14 protein-coding genes are annotated in these 16,113 nt (G+C 42.7%); 9 read left to right on the top strand and 5 right to left on the bottom strand.

Annotated features, from left to right (window positions below):
- The first annotated feature begins 9 nt into the window (after window positions 1-9).
- The 4 genes from CCS02_RS08550 (at window position 10) to CCS02_RS08535 (ending at window position 3,982) form a co-directional block, all read left to right on the top strand.
- Complete coding sequence (locus CCS02_RS08550; RefSeq protein WP_072838259.1) at window positions 10-543, top strand: TRAP transporter small permease; 534 nt, start codon at window positions 10-12, stop codon at window positions 541-543.
- Between the two features lies 1 nt (window position 544).
- Entirely contained in the window at window positions 545-1,873 is a 1,329-nt protein-coding gene (locus tag CCS02_RS08545) for a TRAP transporter large permease (RefSeq protein ID WP_100636349.1), read from the top strand.
- 145 nt (window positions 1,874-2,018) lie between these two features.
- The gene (locus CCS02_RS08540) at window positions 2,019-3,047 is read left to right on the top strand and encodes a TRAP transporter substrate-binding protein (protein WP_072838257.1); all 1,029 of its coding nucleotides are present in this window, start codon (window positions 2,019-2,021) and stop codon (window positions 3,045-3,047) included.
- 104 nt (window positions 3,048-3,151) lie between these two features.
- On the top strand, window positions 3,152-3,982 hold the full coding sequence (locus CCS02_RS08535; RefSeq protein WP_157807981.1) for a helix-turn-helix domain-containing protein: 831 nt from the start codon (window positions 3,152-3,154) through the stop codon (window positions 3,980-3,982).
- 293 nt (window positions 3,983-4,275) lie between these two features.
- Here the strand turns inward: CCS02_RS08535 and CCS02_RS08530 are convergent, their stop codons facing one another.
- Window positions 4,276-6,552 carry a copper amine oxidase gene (locus CCS02_RS08530; protein WP_100636347.1) on the bottom strand — a complete coding sequence of 759 codons (2,277 nt, stop codon included), beginning with the start codon at window positions 6,550-6,552 and terminating at the stop codon, window positions 4,276-4,278.
- Window positions 6,553-6,700: 148 nt separating this feature from the next.
- Window positions 6,701-7,471, bottom strand: coding sequence for a class II aldolase/adducin family protein (locus CCS02_RS08525; protein WP_100636346.1), 771 nt, complete (start codon window positions 7,469-7,471; stop codon window positions 6,701-6,703).
- Between the two features lie 111 nt (window positions 7,472-7,582).
- Between CCS02_RS08525 and CCS02_RS08520 the strand changes: the two genes are divergently transcribed.
- A complete protein-coding gene (locus tag CCS02_RS08520) occupies window positions 7,583-8,533 on the top strand; it encodes a LysR family transcriptional regulator (protein ID WP_100636345.1) in 951 nt (316 codons plus the stop codon).
- Window positions 8,534-8,539: 6 nt separating this feature from the next.
- Here CCS02_RS08520 and CCS02_RS08515 read toward each other — a convergent pair whose 3' ends face one another.
- Window positions 8,540-8,956, bottom strand: a complete 417-nt coding sequence (locus CCS02_RS08515) for a VF530 family DNA-binding protein (RefSeq protein WP_100636344.1) — start codon at window positions 8,954-8,956, stop codon at window positions 8,540-8,542.
- Between the two features lie 227 nt (window positions 8,957-9,183).
- Here CCS02_RS08515 and CCS02_RS08510 point away from each other — a divergent pair, with 227 nt between their 5' ends.
- Entirely contained in the window at window positions 9,184-10,734 is a 1,551-nt protein-coding gene (locus CCS02_RS08510; protein WP_100636343.1) for an NAD(P)H-hydrate dehydratase, read from the top strand.
- Window positions 10,735-10,969: 235 nt separating this feature from the next.
- Here the strand turns inward: CCS02_RS08510 and fdhA are convergent, their stop codons facing one another.
- Window positions 10,970-12,163, bottom strand: coding sequence for a formaldehyde dehydrogenase, glutathione-independent (gene fdhA / locus CCS02_RS08505; RefSeq protein ID WP_072838248.1), 1,194 nt, complete (start codon window positions 12,161-12,163; stop codon window positions 10,970-10,972).
- Window positions 12,164-12,323: 160 nt separating this feature from the next.
- Window positions 12,324-13,205, bottom strand: a complete 882-nt coding sequence (locus CCS02_RS08500) for a LysR family transcriptional regulator (RefSeq protein ID WP_100636342.1) — start codon at window positions 13,203-13,205, stop codon at window positions 12,324-12,326.
- Between the two features lie 192 nt (window positions 13,206-13,397).
- Here CCS02_RS08500 and CCS02_RS08495 point away from each other — a divergent pair, with 192 nt between their 5' ends.
- From CCS02_RS08495 to CCS02_RS08485, 3 genes are read left to right on the top strand one after another with little or no spacing between them, the layout of a single operon-like run.
- Window positions 13,398-14,102 carry a CoA transferase subunit A gene (locus CCS02_RS08495; RefSeq protein WP_072838241.1) on the top strand — a complete coding sequence of 235 codons (705 nt, stop codon included), beginning with the start codon at window positions 13,398-13,400 and terminating at the stop codon, window positions 14,100-14,102.
- Window positions 14,103-14,124: 22 nt separating this feature from the next.
- A complete protein-coding gene (locus CCS02_RS08490; RefSeq protein WP_100187557.1) occupies window positions 14,125-14,790 on the top strand; it encodes a CoA transferase subunit B in 666 nt (221 codons plus the stop codon).
- A gap of 48 nt (window positions 14,791-14,838) precedes the next feature.
- Window positions 14,839-16,014, top strand: coding sequence for an acetyl-CoA C-acetyltransferase (locus CCS02_RS08485; protein ID WP_100636341.1), 1,176 nt, complete (start codon window positions 14,839-14,841; stop codon window positions 16,012-16,014).
- Window positions 16,015-16,113 lie beyond the last annotated feature (99 nt).

Raw genomic sequence — 16,113 nt, 5'->3', positions numbered from 1 at the left:
GGAGTTGTTATGTCGATAAGAGACTGGATTGATAAAAATTACCCAGAACCAAACCTCTATCGCTGGGTTGGTTTGGTATTAGAAGGGATTTCTGCAACGGTTTTGTTTTTGTTGATGGCACTTACTTGTGTGGATGTGGTGGGCCGTTATCTATTTAATAATTCTATTAATGGTGCCTTTGAACTGACTCAAATGGGCTTGGCTATTATGGTTTTTGCTCAAATGCCGTTGATTACATGGCGTGGTAGTCATGTGGTTGTGGATTTGCTGGATCATATTTTAGGCAGTCGTATCGTTAAAGTTCTTGGAATATTTTCAGTATTTATTATCTCTTCTTCGTTTTATTTCTTAGCCATTCGTATTTATGAACTGGCTGAGCGCTCTCTGCGTCGTGGAGAAGTTAGCGAATATTTAAAAATACCAACTGGATATTTAACCGAATATATCGCCATTATGAGCTGGATCACGGCAGCTTGTATGTTGACTTACGGTGCGTATCGCGTACTGAAAGGCAATAACGAATCACAGCAGTTTGGAGAGTAGCATGTCAGTTGTATTAATCGGCTTTGCCGTTCTGTTGTTTTTAATTCTGATCATTCGTATGCCGATCGCTTTTGCAATGGGAGTGGTTGGCTTTTTAGGTTTTGCTATTTTGCAGGGTCTAAGTTTTGATAATGTACTGTCTTTTCGTTGGACTTCAGCGCTGACACTGGCGTCCAGTCGGGTGATAGGTACAGTACAAGACTACAATTTATCAGTGATTCCCTTGTTCATTCTGATGGGGAATTTAGTGACTCGTTCTGGTTTATCTCAGGAATTATATAACGCCTCTTATGCTTTTTTAGGGCATCGAAAAGGCGGACTGGCTATGTCGACAGTCTTAGCTTGTGGTGGCTTTTCGGCTATCTGTGGTTCTAGTTTGGCTACTTCTGCAACCATGGCAAAAGTGGCTATGCCACCAATGCGTAAGTTTGGTTATGCGGATAGTCTGGCAACGGCATCTATCGCCGCAGGTGGAACACTGGGCATCTTGATTCCTCCTAGCGTTATTCTGGTTATTTATGGCTTGCTAACACAAACCAGTATTCGTGAGTTATTTGCGGCTGGCTTTATTCCTGGCATGTTGGGCATTTTTCTTTATATGTGTGCTGTTCGTTACGTTGTATGGCGAAACCCTAAGGCGGGCCCTGCTGGGGAGCGAATGGGTTTTAAAGAACGAATGGTTGCTCTAAAGAGTATTTGGGGCGTTTTATTGCTTTTCACTATTGTGATGGGCGGTATTTATTTAGGTGTATTTACACCGACTGAAGCGGCAGGAATTGGTGCGGGTGGAGCACTAATTATTGGTTTGGCTCGGCATAGTCTGAGCTTTGGAGGAATCGTTGAGACCTTAGTGGATACAGCGCGAACGTCTGCCATGTTGTTTTGTGTTGTGATCGGGGCGTTTATCTTTTCGGACTTTATTACCCGAGCTGGTTTGCCTGACGCCTTATTGAGTTTTGTCACGGCCTTGGAATTAAGTCCTATGCTGGTGATTATGGTTATCCTCGCCATTTATATCATTCTCGGAATGGTGTTCGAAAGTCTTTCCATGTTGCTACTGACAGTGCCGGTTTTTTATCCTCTTGTGTCTAGCTTGGGCTTCGACCTTGTTTGGTTTGGCATTGTTGTTGTCGTCGTGACGGAGATTAGCTTAATAACCCCGCCGGTCGGGATGAATGTCTTTGTATTAAGTGCGGTATTAAAAGATGTAAAAGCGGGCACTATTTTTAAAGGTGTTACACCGTTTTGGTGTGTGGATATTGTTCGACTTTTGATCATTGTGTTTATCGTTCCAGTATCGATGTTTTTGCCTAATTTTTTATATGACTAATGATTTTTAAAATGTGTTTTATTGATGGTTAGGGTGTTTTTGACTTTACATAATTATGAGTTTTTTACTGATTTTATATAAAGTCATTGTTATGAGAGAGCTAATTTTTTATCAATGTAAATCATAAACTATAGGAATAATAAATATGATTAGTGTTAAAAAAAATCTACTTTGGGCAGTTTGCGGTACATCAATTTTAGCATCCGGACTGGCTTCAGCTGCAGAGACGACTTTACATGTTGCTACTTGGTTACCGCCAACTAGTTCGCAAAACTCAATTGTTTGGCCAACTTGGAAGCAGTGGGTTGAAAAGGCGACTGAGGGCCGTGTTGAAGTGGTTATCGAAAACTATACCGGTGATCCTAAAACGATTTTCGATGCCGTAGAAGATGGTGTATATGATGTAGGTTTTAGTGTTAACGCTTATTTGCCAGGTCGATTTAAGTTAGCCAGTGTGGCTGAAATCCCAGGTGAAATAACCGATGCAGAAGTTGGTTCTGTGGCGCTGTGGCATACCTATGAAAAATTCTTCAAAGCAGACCAAGAATTCAGAGGTCTTGAATTGCTTGCCTTGTTTGTACATGGTCCAGGTCAGTTGAATACCAACTTTCCAGTCAAATCGTTAGACGATTTGAAAGGTAAAAAAATGCGTATTGGTGGTGGTTTGGTGAATACTCTTGCTGAACGTTTAGAAGTGACACCCGTTTCTGCTCCTGCACCTAAATCTTATGAAATGATGCAGCAAGGTGTGGTAGATGGCACATTTTTACCGGCTTCGCAGCAAAAGACCTTGCGATTAAATGAAGTGACGACTGACCTTATTTTGTTCCCTAAAGGGCTTTATACCACCGCATTTAGTATTGTGATGAACCCAGATACGCTAGACAGTCTTAGCAAAAAAGACCAAGACGCTATCATGAGTGTATCAGGTGAAAAGCTTTCAAGACTCGCTGGCGCAGCTTGGGGTAAAGAAGATCAAGACGGCATCTTGGAGGCAAAAGCGAACGGTGTGAACGTGGTCTATCTTTCTAAAGATGATGCTATCGTAAAAGATATGGACAAATTAGAAGAGGGAATAGATCAGGCGTGGATTGACTCTGTATCTGATCGTAAAGTGGATGCAAAAGCAGCACTTGCTTACTTTAGAAAAAATGTAAGTGAATTGAGTCAGTAATACCTAGATGTTTTGCGGATGATATCAAAAAGCCATTATCAAAATTGATAATGGCTTTTTATTCTACATTAGAAAGGAGTCTACTATTAAAAAAAGAGGTTTATATGAAAGCCCACCATTCGATTCCTGCTCAATATTGTTTTGCACTAGACTTTAATAATTATAATGAACGTATTGTTCATTACTCCAATATTTCAGTTCTTTACTATCAATTTAGCACTTCTGTTTTTAACGAAACTATTGTTATTGCAGACGGTTGTGCTGATTTTCAGTTTTGTTGTGATGATGGGTGCCAATCTGCCATCCTTTGGGGATCTGTCATTACACCAACGACTATTAATTATCAGCAAGAAAAAATGTACTGTGGCATTCGTATTTCAACTTCTGTTAGCCGAAGATTATCTTTTATACCTTATGCTGAAATAATAAGTCTTGGTATTCCATTGGGCGCGGTTATTAAAGACGATTCATGTTTATTAGATGATTTAACGTTGGCTGTTAGCTTTTCTTCTCGCATTAAAATTTTAGAAAATTGGCTGAAAGAATCTGGTGCGCTAGATGGCTACAAAGTAGATTTGATTGATTATTGTATAGATAAAATTATAAACAGCCACGGAACAAAGAGAATTACAGATATTTCAAATGATATAGGGATAAGTGAGCGATTGCTTAGAAAGAAGTTCAATAAAAGTATTGGTATGTCGCCAAAGCAATATAGTCGCATTGTTCGCTTTCAAAATATTATTAGTGATGTTTTATATGGTGAAAGTTTTCAAAAAAATAATCACACAGATTTTATGGGTTTTTCATACTATGATGATTCTCATTTAATTAAAGATTTTAAATTTTTTACTCAGATGACGCCAAGTTGTTTTTTGGAGAAAATGCTTGATATTAATCTTACTAGAAACGATGCTTCTGACCTTATTAAGTAGTTATTTATTAGTAGGGTATTGGCTGAGTATCAAACAGCCAATACCTTTCCTAGTGACTCATCAAGAAAAGATCGCTAGATAATAATGATTCTTTTTTACTAACCCCAGCTCTTTACCTAGATGACTTAATACATCCTACTTGAACGTTAGTTTGAATGGTGAGTTTATATAGTTCTACGCTCCATCAGCTTTGTGATTTCAGCTGTCACTTTTTTAACATTGCTCAAATATCAAGAAGGAAAAGGCAAACAAGCTGTTAAATCGCTCTTATTCGCCCCTACTTTGATATATTTCTATTTTTCCATTGTTTTTGCTGGCAGATTAAGTGTTGGTGTTTGATCAAAGAAGTTCCATGGTTTGAGCATGGCATGCACGTACTCTGTTGGCATTATTGGCCACTCTTCTGCACGAGCAACGTGTGTCGCCCCTGTTGTTATCCATAATACGTTATCTTTATTTTCAATAGACTCATTGTCTTCAATGAACACCTTCAGACCGGTATCTGTTTTAGCACGGTTAGGGTAAGTACCTTCTGGGAAACGTTCTTCAGGTTTGTAATTGGTGACCCAAATTTGCTTATCCATAAAATTTACGCGTTTGAATATCCATTCATCCTTGCTAAAGAGAGCACCTTTGGCGATAGGATGAGTTCCCCCAGCAAATGGAATGATTTGGTAGGAAACAGGGTTGCCCATACGGTTTTCTTTGTTTGGATTGCTCATCAAGCGAATAGTGGATGGATCAAACTTTTGAGACGCTTCTTGCTCGTCTTTCACGGTATGCTGATTCACGACCATAACGCTTTTACGTGGACCTCCAGAAGTGTTTTTTTCAACCGCAGGGTTAAGCTCTACCAAGGAGTTTTTCTCACCGTCAACATCTAGATCTAAACGGAAGTTATAGATGTGCTGGTGTGTAGTGCCCACAATATTGTGATCAATCAGAGTGCCGTAACGAGTGTCATCTTTAGCGGTAGCATCGTGCATGGTTTTGGTTTTCACACCTTTCACGGCTTCAATACCCGATGCACCAACGTCTAGTTTGATCGTACCATTTGCTAGCAATACCCAATCAAACATGTAGTCGTAGTTGCCGATGGTACTTACCCAGCGAACCACAAGCTCTCTGCGCGCACGGCTTTGATTTCCTGCTCCGCTTCCTAGCATTTCATTATGTTTGTATTCTGGACCAGCATAGCGCTCGAATATCGCGATGGCATTAGGGATCGTATAAGGTGCACCGCTGTTATCAGCTAAGGTTGCTGGTAATAATTTGGCATTAGGTGGAACGTCAGTACCCAACTCAAGAGGAGAAGTAAGTCCTCCCATACCGTAATCGCCTGAATCTAGGTACGCTTTAAAATACCAACCAATATCAGGGTCACCGTAGGGGACAATCATTCCGCCAAGGGAGCCTTCGTACATGATTTTACGTTTGGTGCCTTGGTCGTTGTACGTCATCGTAGAGAGAACAGGGCCAACACGTGGATCAAGTTTTAGGTGGAAATCCCAGTTTTGCCAATGGATAGTGTTGCCAGAAATTTTGTAATTAGTACCTTTAGGTTCTGAAATGGCAATTGGTTTTACGGATGCCTTATTTTTATGATCTCGTCCATCATAAGGGTTTGGCTTCATTGGAACAGGTATGACGCCGCTGTCTTCAATTTTTTCAATGGATTTGGTTTCGAGGTTAACAACAGCAACTAGGCCTTCAATAGGATGGGCCCAAAAATTGCCATCACCAATGTCTAAATAAGAAACTATTTTTAATAGGCGATCGTCTTCTTTTAGCCCATCTTCCCCATCAAAAAAGCCGACGGTTAAAGGTGTTGCAACGACTTCCTTAACATTACTGATACCTCGTTTTTTAAGTGCATCAGCATACTCTTTACTGCCTTCAATAATTTCTTGGGCAGCGACAAAGTCGTCCAAGATCACCATTCCGTGAACATCTTTGATTGGCTGCCAGCGAGTGACAATTTTTGTTTCTAAATTGATGGTGCCTTCAATGACTTGTTTACCATCTAAAATCGTAAAGTTCGCCAGACGCTGAAAGTCTTCCTTCTGTCCAAATGACCACGCCCACACTTTGTTTTTTTCAGGCTCTGCTAATTTTATTTCAGTAAAGCGTAGATTGCTGCGGAAGTATTTAGAAGCTTGGACGGTTTGCTGAGTTAAGGTGATTTCTGCTTGAGATAAGGGATCTAAAGGGTGTTTGGCATCACTGATAGAAATAGTTTGAGGAACATATTCTTCAAAGAGATCATTAGCAAATCCACTCTCTACTAAAAGATTACCATGCTCAAGTTTGATAGGAGCATCAAGGTGGATTTTTTTGCCATTTACTTCGGCTTCCATTGCACCAACTTTAATACAGGCATGCACTTTTTCTAATGCAATATGCACTTCTTTTGCTGTTTTGTCGTAGAAAAAAGAGGCGCCAGAATTTTTGAGAGAGTCCTCTATTTTTATATAGTTGGGGGATCCTCCATGGGCCATTACAGTATTACTAGTAATGAGAGAAAGAGCCGCAACTGCTGCGGCTACGATAGTATTTTTCTTATTATTCATCGATTGCTCCAGTGTGTTTTTACAAGATTTGTAACCCCCTTCATTCAAAGAGAATTATGTAAATGAGTATTGTAAAAAACGGAACGCTATCGATATTTATTAAATTTACTGGCACATCAAATAATAAGACTAGTTGTGGGAATGGTATTTACTGTTTATAGGAAGGATCCTGTTTTTCAATAATACGTTTCATCGCGGCAAATACATCTTCACCAGCACCGTATTTGGGGTCTAATGGTAGAGAGTCCGCAGTGCATTTTTTGCAGATTTCTTCAGGGATTTCTCTTACTTTCCCCATCGACATGGTCGCCATTTGTACTTCGCAAGCTCGATTGACTAACCACATTAGAGCAAACGCTTGAGCTAATGTTGCGCCCATGACGACAGGGCCGTGGTTTCTTAGCATTAAAATAGGTTTGCCATCTGCACTGTCAAGAATGCGCTGGCCTTCATCCATGTGTAGTGTTATGCCTTCGAAGTCATGGTAAGCCACTTTGTTGTAAATTTGCGCCGAGTAGAAATTGCTGTAAGAAATCCCTTCTTCTAAACAGCAAACAGCTAAAGTAGGCGTAGTATGGACGTGCATAACGCAATGTGCGCCTTCTACTTTGTCATGAATAGCGCTGTGAAAGGTAAAGCCAGCAGGGTTAATCGGCCAATCTGAATGACCAACGATATTGCCTTTTAGGTCGACCTTAACCAAATTGGATGCGGTGACCTCGCTGTAATGTAAACCAAAAGGGTTAATCAAATAGTGTGCATCTTCGCTAGGTACGCGCAATGAAATATGGTTATAAATGGATTCATCCCATTTTAGGTAGGCAAAGATTCGATACATGGCGGCTAGGTCAAGTCTAGCTTGCCATTCTGCATCACTAAATCGACTAGGTTTTTCAAAATATCGCTTTGTTGAAGACATGACTTCTCTCTTTGTGTTGTTATTTTGTTGATAGGCTAAATAAAAAACTGGCTATAAAAAACAAAAATAAATATGGTATAGCTCAATACTTTTTATGTATCCATAATAATTATGAATAGTAAGCAGCTCACCTTTTTCCTAAAAACAGCCGAGCTTAATAGCATCGCAGCAGCGGCAAGAGCATTAGATGTTGCCCAACCTAGTATTAGTTTGCAGCTTGAAAACTTAGAGCATGAACTTGGTACTAATTTATTTGATCGTAGCTTTCGTGGTGTGGTGTTGACGCAGAGTGGGCAGATTTTTCTCGCCCATGCAGAATCGATTATGCGTCAAATGGAACAAGCAAAATGCGATGTGCATCAGTTTGAACATGAACCCTCGGGTGTTTTATCAATTGGAATGACACAGCCAATTGGCAATATTATTTCGGTGCCATTATTGGCACTAGTCGAGCAACGTTATCCTAAAATTACGTTAGATCTTCATGCTGGGCTGTCTTACAACTTATCCAATCAACTGCAATCAGGGGAAATAGATATAGCTATTTCATCGCCTGATGGGTCAGATATAAGTCAAATACGTCAAATAAAGCTGTTTCGAGAAAAGCTTTTTCTTGCAGTTGGTTGTGATCCCAAAGTGGCATCATATAAAAAACTGAGTGGAGCAAAAACGATTACATTTTCAGAGCTGTCCCACCATGAAGTGATTGTCACAGGCCCTCGTGATTCGCTGGGATATGTTTTGAATCAATATGAGGAGAAAACGGGTATTAAGTTGCCTCATAAAGCTGCGTTTGGTCAATTAATGACGACACTGCGCTATGTGGTGGATGGGCATGGGGTATTGCTGTCGCCCACATCCGCTTTTTATCATTTACAGCAGGCTAATCAGATACAGGCAATAGAAATTGTGGAGCCGACGTTATGGCGAGATGTTTGTGTGTCAACTGCTGCAGATCGCCCACAAACGGCTTTATTAAATGCGGTAATTCCTCTTATAAAGGAAGTCACAAAAGCCGAGTGGGAGTCAGGACGCTGGCAAGGGGAGTTGCTAACCAGCTGATGCTTACTAATATCTATCAGGTTTGCCTTTGCCATACCTTTTTGTCTTGCCATGTTCAGCGGCTTTCAGGGCCTGTTTTTCTCTAACGCGTTCAGCATCTTCGAAACTCAATTCTGCTGGTTCGCGGGGTGTTTGGCCTTCTGGAATAATCCGCTTTCTAGGTGGCAATTCAAATTGCTCAGATGACACTCGTGGCAGGTTTTTAAATTTATAAAGGTAGAAAATTTCAACTTTTTCCCGTGCCCACTCGGTTTTCTTGAGGAATTTAACACTGGATTCAATGCTCGGGTTAGTCTTGAAGCAGTTGATGTTTAGATAGGCGTAAAGAATCTCAAAACCATAGTGATCAACTATCTGGGTGAGCAATTCTTGTAACCCCAGACCGTGTAGAGGATTGTTTGTGTAGTTGATCTCGTCGTTCATAAAAGTGTCCGGTAATAAGTCGAAAAGTTTAAAAGGTTAAGAATGTGCCATCATACCTGTGACGGCTTAGACAATATAGTAAAGCCTAGTTTCAGCTGCTGTTCAAATGCGCTATATATTATAATTTTGATGAGCCTTACTGATGGGTTTAGAGTAAACGAGATCTCATGAGGTAGCGGTTAACATCGGCTGATATCATGTGTTCAGTTATTAATAGGTGGAAGTCAATGGCTCACATGCATAAGCAATATCCTCAATTACTTTTAACAGCAAGCGAAATGGGTATGGCGGATAAATCCGCTGTGGTGGCTGGCGTACCCGCTATGGATCTGATGGCCGCAGCTGGAAAAGCGGTAGCCGATGCTGTGCTGGAGCGCTGGTCTACATGTTCGGTATTAGTGCTTTGTGGGCCGGGAAATAATGGCGGCGATGGATTTGTTGTCGCCAAACTTTTGCAAGCTGCTGGCTGGCCTGTGCGGTTAGCATTTATGGGTTCGGTAGAAAAATTATCACCAGAAGCTGCGTGTTTTTTTCATGCTTGGCAAGGTGAAGTTGAAGAGTATTCGGTCGATTTATTAGATCAAACAGATCTGGTTATCGACGCCATGTTTGGTGCGGGTTTGACTCGTTCTTTAGAAGGCAAAGCTCGCGACATGGTTGATGCCATGATTGAGCGTGAGATACCAATTTGTGCGGTAGATGTCCCCAGTGGTGTTGATGGCACCACGGGCGCTGCGCTTGGCAAAGTCGCTCATGCAGAGTTAACCGTGACTTTCTTTCGTAAAAAGCCAGGGCATTTATTGTTTCCAGGTCGAGGTTTATGCGGTGAACTTGTCGTTGCTGATATCGGTATTCCTGTAACGGTGCTGGACGAGTTAAACCTTCAAACATGGGAAAATAGCCCAGAGCTTTGGTATCGAGATTATCCTTTGCTACGATTGGATGGGCACAAATTTCATCGTGGCCATGCGGTGGTGTTTGGTGGTGAAAGCATCACTGGTGCGAGTCGTTTAACTGCTCGTGGTGCTATGCGAATCGGCGCTGGTTTAGTCACGTTAGCAGCACCAATTAAAGCGTGGGCTGTGTATGCGACGGCATTGACTGGTGTGATGGTGGCTAAGTTAGAACAGAGCCAAGAGGCGGAAGATTTTGAAGAATTGTTATTAGACCCGCGTCATAATGCTATTGCGGTGGGGCCGGGCGCTGGTTTAGCAGGCTTCGAAAGTATTCGGACACGCAAAATTGTTCTTGCTGCGCTTATTACCGGTCGTGCGACTGTGTTGGATGCCGATGCACTCAGTGCTTTTGCCAATGACCCACAAACGCTTTTTGATGCCATTAATGGCCCTTGTGTAATGACGCCCCATGAAGGGGAGTTTGCTCGGTTATTTCCTAAGATTAATAAAAGCCCTGAAATTAATAACAACCTTGCAGACGACAAATTAACGCGTGCTCGACTTGCCGCCAAACAAAGTGGTGCGGTCGTGGTATTAAAAGGTGCGGATACCGTGATCGCCTCTCCTGATGGCCGAGCGATTATCAATTCAAACGCGCCTGCGGATCTTGCTACGGGTGGTTCAGGGGACGTATTGGCTGGGTTTATTTTGGGGCTGCTTGCTCAAGGCATGTCGCCATTTGATGCCGCTGCTTCAGCTGTTTGGATGCATGGCGAAGTGGGAAATGAAGTTGGAGCAGGGCTTATTGCCGAAGATTTACCAGATCATCTTCCGAAAGTATTATCCGTTTTTAAGAAGCAATATTTTCCATCAAAAAAGTAAGATGAGACTTTTGCACGACTACTGCGCTTGCCAATACTTTGTTAAAAATAGACTCAAAATGCTCATTTATAACCCATAAACTCCGCTTTTTCGTCTATTTTTGCCTCGTCTTGGCTTCGCTCGTGACTTCGTACAAAGGCCTCAAGATAAATAAAAAGGCCTTGTCCTATTAACGTCATTTTATGCGTTAGCGGGACAAGGCTTTTTTAGTCTAGTTATTCAGTTTGCGGGTTTATCAACTCACCATTTTGTGAGGATCGATAACGAATTTCTTCGCTGCGCCGCCATCGAAATCTGCATAACCTTGTGGTGCTTGATCAAGTGAAATCATTTGTACGTTAACCGCTTTTGCAATGTCAATTTTATCAAACAAGATAGCTTGCATCAGTGCGCGATGGTATTTCATTACTGGGCATTGGCCAGTATGAAGTGAATGAGATTTCGCCCAACCTAGACCAAAACGCATACTCAAACTACCTTGCTGAGCTGCGCTATCAACTGCACCTGGATCTTCTGTGACATACAAGCCCGGAATACCAATTTGTCCGCCAGCGCGAGTCATTTGCATGGCCGAGTTCAATACGACAGCAGGGGATTCTTGATGGTGATCACAACCACAAGCATGGGCTTCAAAACCCACACAATCCACAAAAGCATCCACTTCGCGATCACCAAGAATAGCTTCGATTTTGTCTTGAATATCGCCGTCTTGTTTTAGATCGATCGTTTCACAGCCAAAAGAACGCGCTTGATTTAGTCGATCTTCAATCATATCGCCGACAATAACGCAGGCTGCACCAAGCAAATGCGCTGACGCCGCCGCCGCCAAACCGACAGGACCGGCACCAGCGATATAAACCGTAGAACCTGGACCTACGCCAGCGGTGACGCAACCATGGAAACCTGTTGGGAAAATATCAGAAAGTAGCGTGAGGCTTTGGATTTTCTCGCGAGCTTGATCGGCATTAGGGAATTTAAGCAAATTGAAATCGGCGTAAGGCACCATAACATAGTCGGCTTGTCCGCCAACCCAACCGCCCATGTCTACATAACCATAAGCCGCACCGGGGCGAGCAGGGTTAACATTTAGACAAATACCGGTTTTGCCTTCTTTACAGTTACGGCAACGGCCGCAGGCAATGTTAAAAGGTACGGAAACTAAGTCTCCAACCTTGATAAATTCGACATCGCGACCACATTCGATAACTTCGCCAGTGATTTCATGACCAAGCACTAAGCCTTTTTCAGCTGTCGTTCGACCACGCACCATGTGTTGATCGCTGCCACAAATGTTGGTTGTGACGACTTTGAGAATAACTCCATGATCGCAACGGCGTTTGCCAATAGCGAGTTCAGGAAAAGGGATGGCTTCGACTTTGACTGTGCCATTACCTTGATAAATAACGCCTCGGTTTGCGTGATTATGCATATGGACATCCTTTTTGCTGTTGTTTTTGTTGTGTGCACGACTGGTTATTTTGTCACCAGTCGCAAAAAGAATAGTCCTTTCAGCGACATAAAAGCATGCTGAAAACGACTTAAATGCAAAAGATTCTCATCGTTCCTTATTTTGTCCACTATTGCGATTATCAAGCATAAGTATTAATTAGCACATCTAGCATGGCCGCTGCGGCGATGGATAGGTTGGATCTGGGTTGGCAGATAACGCCAACTCGTCTGCGAATTTCGGGTTCTATCACTGGTCGGCAGATTGCGCCTTGTTCCATTGCTTGTTGTCGGCACAGTGCTGGAACAACAGCCACGCCCATGCCTTCGCTGACCATGCGTCCTACCGTAGCAAGTTGATGAGCATCAAACGCCACATTGAGTTCGATGCCAGCCTCATGGAGTGTGCTTTCTATCATGGCGCGAACGCTGGAAGGGCGTTGCAAGGTGATGAAATCGTATTCTAAAAGTGCCCGCCAACAAATCGTGTCTTGTCCTTCCAGTGGGTGATTTTTTGGCAAGATCGCGATAAACCTGTCTTCATAAAGTGGATGGAAAGACAAATCCACAAGGTTACTTGGCTCGAAGGAAATCCCCAGTTCTACTTGGTTGTTACGTACCATTTCTACTACCACATCGGATAATACATCGTCGATAGCTACCTGAATATTCGGGTACGAGGCATGGTAATTACGAATGGCTTTTGGCAGCAACGAAGCAGCAAAGGATGGCATGGAAGCAATGGTGATTTTGCCAAGCTGTAACGCAAAGCGTTGTTTCATTTCGTCTTCTGCGTTTTCCCATTGCGCCAATAACCGTCTGGCGATTGGCATCAAGGCCTCGCCTTCTGGAGTTAAGGCAATATGGCGCGTGGTGCGAGTCAGTAATTTCCCACCTAAATTATCTTCTAGGCTTTTAATCGACAGACTCAGTGCAGGCTGTGACAAATGCAACTGTGTGGCTGCGCTGGCAAAACTCATTGACTGAGCGACAGCGAGGAAGGCTTTTACTTGTTTAATATTCATAGATACCTTTGCACAATTACTGTGTTTGCCAATACTTACTCTAAAAGTCTTTTTATTGAGTTTTCGTCGTTAAATATATATTTGTAAAACTTATTAATAAATAGAAAAAACAAATTTAATTAATTTATCGCCTTGGGTCAAACTGGTTGGAAGTTAAAAGCTATCTAAAAATAATAAGACAGGAGAATTTATATGGCCGGTTTTGACAAAGTCGTCGCTTCTTATGAAGAAGCCATGATCGGGCTAGAAGATGATATGACGGTGCTTGCGGGCGGTTTTGGCCTGTGTGGTATCCCAGAAAACCTGATCGCTGAAATCAAGCGCAAAGGCACAAAAGGTTTAACCGTTGTGTCGAATAACTGCGGTGTGGATGGTTTTGGCTTGGGCATTTTGCTGGAAGACAAGCAAGTCCGCAAAATGGTGTCATCTTATGTTGGCGAAAATGCCTTGTTCGAAAAGCAATTATTGAATGGTGAGCTAGAAGTAGAACTCACTCCACAAGGTACCCTGGCGGAAAAAATGCGCGCTGGTGGCGCGGGTATTCCAGCTTTTTACACCGCCACTGGCGTCGGTACACCTGTCGCAGAGGGCAAAGAAACCAAAGAATTTAATGGTCGTGAATATCTTTTGGAAGAAGCCATAATCGGTGACTTCGCCATAGTTAAAGGATGGAAAGCAGACCGTTACGGTAATGTTATCTATCGTCATACCGCACAGAACTTCAATCCTTTGGCCGCAACCGCTGGCAAAATTACCGTTGTAGAAGTAGAAGAAATCGTCGAGATTGGCGAATTAGACCCTGCTCACATCCATACGCCCGGTATTTATGTGGATCGAGTCGTACTCGGTACATTTGAAAAACGCATCGAAAAAAGAACCGTTAAGACAGCAGAATAATAGAATAAAAAAGAGGTTTCTTATGTCACTTACTAGAGAGCAAATGGCGCAACGTGTTGCCCAAGAATTACAAGACGGTTTTTACGTCAACCTTGGTATCGGTATTCCTACCTTAGTTGCCAATTATGTCCCCAAAAATATGGCCGTCATGCTGCAATCTGAAAATGGTTTACTTGGTATGGGCGAGTTTCCTACCGAAGAAACCATTGATGCGGACATGATCAACGCGGGTAAACAAACTGTGACCACAGTGAAAGGCGCGTCGATTTTTTCCTCTGCTGAATCCTTTGCCATGATTCGTGGTGGTCATGTAGATTTGACCGTGTTGGGTGCATTCGAAGTGGATGTGAACGGCAATATTGCCTCGTGGATGATTCCCAATAAACTGATCAAAGGCATGGGCGGCGCGATGGATTTGGTCGCTGGCGCAGAAAATATTATTGTCACCATGACTCATGCTTCCAAAGATGGCGAATCAAAGCTGCTGTCTAATTGTTCTTTGCCTCTTACTGGCAAAGGTTGTATCAAAAAAGTTTTAACAGATTTAGCTTGGCTGGAAATTGAAAATGGCGCTTTTGTGTTGAAAGAAAGAGCACCGGGTGTTTCAGTGGAAGAAATTATCGAAAAAACTCAAGGCAAACTCATCGTGCCGGATCATGTTCCTGAAATGACGTTTGTCTCTCTATAAGTGATAAATCATCAGATCAATAACGAATAATAACTACAGGAGCTTTTTATGAAAGCCGTTATCGTTGCTGCTGCAAGAACACCTATTGGTGCTTTTAATGGCGCTTTATCTTCGTTGAGTGCGGTGCAATTAGGCACTCAACTCTTGTCTGGCATGTTAGCCAAACAACCTATTTTGAAAGATCACATTGAAGAAGTAATTTTAGGCCAAGTACTGGCTGCAGGCTGCGGTCAAAACCCTGCTCGTCAAACAGCTATTCATGCAGGCTTACCAAAACATGTATCCGCTATGACGATTAATAAAGTCTGCGGTTCTGGCTTAAAAGCTGTGCAATTAGCGGCGCAAGCTGTGTTGAACGGTGATGCCAGCATGGTCGTTGCAGGTGGTCAAGAAAGCATGAGTCAAGCGGCACATGTGTTACCAAACAGTCGCTCTGGTAAAAAAATGGGCAACTGGGAACTGTTGGATTCCATGGTGACCGATGGTTTGTGGGATGCGTTTAACGATTATCATATGGGACAAACGGCTGAAAATATTGCTAATCGTTGGGATATTAGCCGCCAAGAGCAAGACGCTTTCGCCGCAAACTCCCAGCAAAAAGCTGCTCAAGCACAGGCTGCGGGTCGATTTGTTGAAGAGATTCTGCCTATCTCCATTCCTCAGCGTAAAGGCGAGCCTGTTATTGTCGATGCCGATGAACAAATTCGTCCTGATACTACCGCTGAATCTCTTGGCAAACTGCGTGCTGCGTTTGCTAAAGACGGCACAGTCACCGCAGGTAATGCGTCTACCTTGAACGATGGTGCTGCCATGGTGATAGTGACATCTGATGTAGAAGCTAAGCGTTTAGGTTTGCCGATTCTTGCTGTTATTGAAGCCGCGAATGGCGCGGGTGTTGATCCTGAAATCATGGGAACAGGTCCTATTGCCGCGACTCAAAAAGTGCTGAAGAAAGCTAATTGGCAAGTATCTGACTTGGATCTAATTGAAGCCAACGAAGCTTTTGCGGTACAAGCTTTGTGTGTCAACAAAGAGCTTGATTTGGATGCTAGTAAGGTGAACGTGAACGGTGGCGCGGTGGCCTTGGGCCATCCGATTGGTGCTTCGGGCTGTCGAATTCTGGTTACATTGCTTCACGAAATGCAGCGCCAAGACCTTAAAAAAGGACTGGCGACCTTGTGTATTGGTGGCGGGATGGGCGTTGCTTTGTTGGTTTCTCGCTAAGGAAATTGGCACAAAAAATCTAATTAATAAACGTAATAAGTGATGCAGAAAGGGGACTCCTAGTTAGTCTCTCTTTCTGTTTTTTGCTTTTTTCGTCCA

Origin of the sequence: Marinomonas sp. ef1, assembly GCF_002806845.1 — a bacterium.
Lineage (GTDB): Bacteria > Pseudomonadota > Gammaproteobacteria > Pseudomonadales > Marinomonadaceae > Marinomonas > Marinomonas polaris.
Note: the sequence above shows the minus strand (reverse complement) of the source record. Positions and strands in the feature narration are given on the sequence as shown.

What these genes read in the sequence shown, in the direction of transcription:
- CCS02_RS08550 (WP_072838259.1), top strand. Translation starts at nt 10, where the DNA reads ATGTCGATAAGAGACTGGATTGATAAAAATTACCCAGAACCAAACCTC.
- CCS02_RS08545 (WP_100636349.1), top strand. Translation starts at nt 545, where the DNA reads ATGTCAGTTGTATTAATCGGCTTTGCCGTTCTGTTGTTTTTAATTCTG.
- CCS02_RS08540 (WP_072838257.1), top strand. Translation starts at nt 2,019, where the DNA reads ATGATTAGTGTTAAAAAAAATCTACTTTGGGCAGTTTGCGGTACATCA.
- CCS02_RS08535 (WP_157807981.1), top strand. Translation starts at nt 3,152, where the DNA reads ATGAAAGCCCACCATTCGATTCCTGCTCAATATTGTTTTGCACTAGAC.
- CCS02_RS08530 (WP_100636347.1), bottom strand. Translation starts at nt 6,552, where the DNA reads ATGAATAATAAGAAAAATACTATCGTAGCCGCAGCAGTTGCGGCTCTT.
- CCS02_RS08525 (WP_100636346.1), bottom strand. Translation starts at nt 7,471, where the DNA reads ATGTCTTCAACAAAGCGATATTTTGAAAAACCTAGTCGATTTAGTGAT.
- CCS02_RS08520 (WP_100636345.1), top strand. Translation starts at nt 7,583, where the DNA reads ATGAATAGTAAGCAGCTCACCTTTTTCCTAAAAACAGCCGAGCTTAAT.
- CCS02_RS08515 (WP_100636344.1), bottom strand. Translation starts at nt 8,956, where the DNA reads ATGAACGACGAGATCAACTACACAAACAATCCTCTACACGGTCTGGGG.
- CCS02_RS08510 (WP_100636343.1), top strand. Translation starts at nt 9,184, where the DNA reads ATGGCTCACATGCATAAGCAATATCCTCAATTACTTTTAACAGCAAGC.
- fdhA (WP_072838248.1), bottom strand. Translation starts at nt 12,163, where the DNA reads ATGCATAATCACGCAAACCGAGGCGTTATTTATCAAGGTAATGGCACA.
- CCS02_RS08500 (WP_100636342.1), bottom strand. Translation starts at nt 13,205, where the DNA reads ATGAATATTAAACAAGTAAAAGCCTTCCTCGCTGTCGCTCAGTCAATG.
- CCS02_RS08495 (WP_072838241.1), top strand. Translation starts at nt 13,398, where the DNA reads ATGGCCGGTTTTGACAAAGTCGTCGCTTCTTATGAAGAAGCCATGATC.
- CCS02_RS08490 (WP_100187557.1), top strand. Translation starts at nt 14,125, where the DNA reads ATGTCACTTACTAGAGAGCAAATGGCGCAACGTGTTGCCCAAGAATTA.
- CCS02_RS08485 (WP_100636341.1), top strand. Translation starts at nt 14,839, where the DNA reads ATGAAAGCCGTTATCGTTGCTGCTGCAAGAACACCTATTGGTGCTTTT.